This is a genomic window from Longimicrobium sp., from assembly GCF_036280135.1.
GTDB lineage: Bacteria > Gemmatimonadota > Gemmatimonadetes > Longimicrobiales > Longimicrobiaceae > Longimicrobium.
The window spans coordinates 1-3152 of sequence record NZ_DASURI010000310.1; the positions used below are offsets into that span (position 1 = coordinate 1).

Sequence of the window (3152 nt, forward strand, 5' to 3'; positions counted from 1 at the left end):
CCGCGACGGCGCCCGCGGCGGGCGGATCGAGCAGGAGCGCCACCACGCCACCCGTCGCCAAGCGCGCGCCGGGGCCGGGCTGCTGCGCGCGAACGGTCCACGCGGCGCTGTCCGCCATCCCCGCGTCCAGCGCGACGGCCAGCCCCAGCAGCTCCAGCTCCGCCCGCGCCTCCCGCAGCGTAAGCCGGCGCACGTCCGGCACGGCGAGCGAGTCCGGCGTCCGCGGCTCCACGGGCGTCCGCGCGGAATCCGCCGCGGGCGGATTCTGCACGGGCGGCGTCCGCGTGGGGTCCTGGACGGGGGGATTCTGCGCCGGCTGCTGGACGGGCGGCTTCGGGTCCTGCACCGGCGAATCGGGCCGGGTGGCGACCTGCACGGGGACGGTCCACAGCCGCACGCCGCTTCCCGGCGCCACGGCGGCGCCCGCGGCGGGCTGCTGCCGCGCGACCGTCCCCGGCGTGCCGGTACCCGTCCCTTCCGCCACGCCGGCGAGGCGCAGGCCGGCGGAGGCGAGCGCGGCGCGGGCCTGCTCCGGCGTGCGGCCGGCCAGGTTGGGCACGCGCACCAGGCTGTCCCGCGGCGGGTCCGCGGCGACGCGCGCGGGGACCACCCACAGCCGCACGGTGGACTTGGGCTCCACGGGCGAGCCGGCGGCGGGCAGCTGGCGGACGACCGTCCCCGGCGTTCCCGCGCCCGCCACCTCCGCCACGGCGCCCACTTCCAGCCCCGCGGCGGCCAGCGCGGCGCGCGCATCCCCCGTCGTCCGCCCGATGAGCCGGGGGACGGTGACGCGCGCCGGCTCCTGCGACGCGGGCGGACGGTAGGTGACGGGCGGCGCCTGCTGCTGGCGCGGGACGATCCACAGGCGGACGTCGGACCGGCGGGCCACGACGGAGCCGGCGCGCGGCTGCTGCTGGAGGATGCTGCCCGGCGTGCCTTCTCCCTGTCCTTCGGCGACGCGGCCCACCAGGAGCCCGGCGCCGGCCAGGATGCGCCGCGCCTCGTCCACCGAGCGCCCGGAGAGGCTGGGCACCGTGACGAGGTCCTGCCCCGCGTCGGCGTCCGCGGCGGACGGCTGCGTGACGACGGGCGGCCGGGCGAGGACGCTGCCCGTGGGCCGGGGGACGCGCGGCGCGGTGGTGGTGGCCGTGGGGATCTTGAGCGTGTCCTGCGCGTGCAGCGCGCCCGGCAGCACCGCGCAGGCGAGCGCGACGGCCAGCCGCAGCAGGACGGATCGATTGGGGGGAGGGGACATCGGACTCCGCGAAAGCGATCGGAGCGTTCCCGCCGCGCGAAAGGGGTGCGCGCCGGGCACGTGCTTGAAAGAGGACGATAATCCGCATCCCCCGCGCGCGCAACGGGCGCGAGGGCCGTATCAGATTGTCGCACAACGCACTCCGCCCCCGCCCGTAAACAACGGGCGGGGGCGGAACCGCATCGGCCGACGGATCAAGCCGTACCTTCGTACCGCCGTCCGGCTCAGCGGCCGCCGCCGACCGTCAGGCGGTAGTCGCCCTCGGAGTCGGCGGCGAACGACGTCGCCTGGATGATGTAGCGGCCGTCGTCCGGGAGCTCCACCTCGAGGACGGAGTTGGTGCCCTCGCCCCCTTCCGCGTCGTCGTTGCTCTCCAGCTCCTGGAACTCGCCGTCCACCATCCGCCCCAGGACGATGAACGTGTCGAACTCGTCGGACGACATGCTGATGCGGATGCGCTCGCCCGCGCGGCCCGTGTACGAATACGCGTCGTGCAGGCGGCCGTCGTCGAGCTCGGCGTCGCCGGAGGCCAGCGCGCCCGTGACGGTCTGCCCGCGGCGGACGGCCGTGGTGCGCGGCGCGGGGGCGTTGGTGCGGTCGTCGATGGTGAGCGAGTAGTCACCCGTGACCTCGCCGTAGGCACCGGCCTGCACGTAGTACGTGCCATCCTCCGGCAGGCGCAGCGTCACGGTGCCGCTCGTCTCCGAGGACTGGATCGCGACGAACTCGCCGTCCTCCATCGTCCCCACGGCCACGTTGGGGATGAACTCCTCCATCTGCATGCGGACGCGCACGCGCTGCCCGGCGCGGCCCGAAAAGCGGTACAGGTCGTAGAAGCCCGAAGCGCTCACGGTGTCGCCGCCCGCGTCGGCGTAGTCGGCGTCGTCGTCCGTGAGCTCGCCGCGGATGGTCTCGCCGGGGCGCACGTCGCGCGCGACGGGGCGGCGGATGGTGGCCGTGTCCAGCGCCACGGTGAACGCGCCCGTGCCGTCCTCGCCCAGCGACTGGGCCACGAGCATGTACGTGCCGGCCGTGGGGACCGTGAAGCGCAGGCGCGAGTTGGTCTCGGTGCCGCCGTCGTCGTCCGTGAGCATGTAGTCCGTCAGGCCGCCCACGGTGCGCGCCACGTGCAGGTACGCGTCGAAATCCGCGGACTGCAGGGTGGCCACGTAGCGCACGCCGGGCTGCGCGCGGAACTGGTAGACCTTGAAGCGGCCGCGCCCGTACATCTGCGGGTCGGACTGCGACAGGCGCCCCTGCAGGCTCTGCCCCACGCGCAGGGTGGGAAACGCGCGCTGCGCCTGGACCGGCAGCGCGGCGGCGCACGCCAGCGCAACGCACACGGCGGCGGCGCGACGAGAGATCGTCATGGGATGGTTCTCTGTATCGGGAAAGGTGGAACGGAAACGCGTTTGGTGGGTGCGCCGGCCGGATCGTCCGGCGCGGGCGCAAGATAGGCGCGGGCGCGGGGGGTGGACAAGGGAGACGATGACCCTCATCCGGGGGCCCTCACCCGGGTTCGCAAAGCTCACCCACCCTCTCCCGCAAACTGCGCGGGAGAGGGTGTAGACTTCAAACGGGCGATCTGCATCGGGGCGGAGGTCGTGGCGAGAGCGGATGATCCTCGTGGGGCAGATGGTCCCCAGAGGCGAAGTGCCCCTCCCCCAGACTGCAGCGCGCAACGCAGACTGCGCGCTCGCTCGCACCTACCTCGCTTCGCATTGAGGATAACGGCACCTCCACACTCCGATGGTTCGCGCCGACAGCGACGCGTCCCTCATGCACAGGCTCAGTTCCGCGCGCTGAGCCTGCCCGCTCGCCACCCCTCCCCCGAAGTTGGGGGAGGGGTCGACCGCCGTTGCGAGGAACGAGCAAAAAGGCGGTCGGGGGAGAGGGC

At 74.3% G+C, this 3152-nt stretch carries 2 protein-coding genes; both read right to left on the reverse strand.

Translation table 11 applies throughout. The annotated features are described in order from the left end of the window. A partial coding sequence (locus VFZ20_RS09905) for a PASTA domain-containing protein (RefSeq protein WP_329683706.1) occupies positions 1 to 1255 on the reverse strand: 1255 nt, incomplete at its 3' end. A gap of 224 nt (positions 1256 to 1479) precedes the next feature. Continuing rightward, on the reverse strand, positions 1480 to 2625 hold the full coding sequence (locus tag VFZ20_RS09910) for a hypothetical protein (protein ID WP_329683707.1): 1146 nt from the start codon (positions 2623 to 2625) through the stop codon (positions 1480 to 1482). Between the last annotated feature and the right edge of the window lie 527 nt (positions 2626 to 3152).

Excerpts from the sequence above, each read along its gene's own strand:
- VFZ20_RS09910 (WP_329683707.1), bottom strand. The coding sequence starts at position 2,625 with ATGACGATCTCTCGTCGCGCCGCCGCCGTGTGCGTTGCGCTGGCGTGC.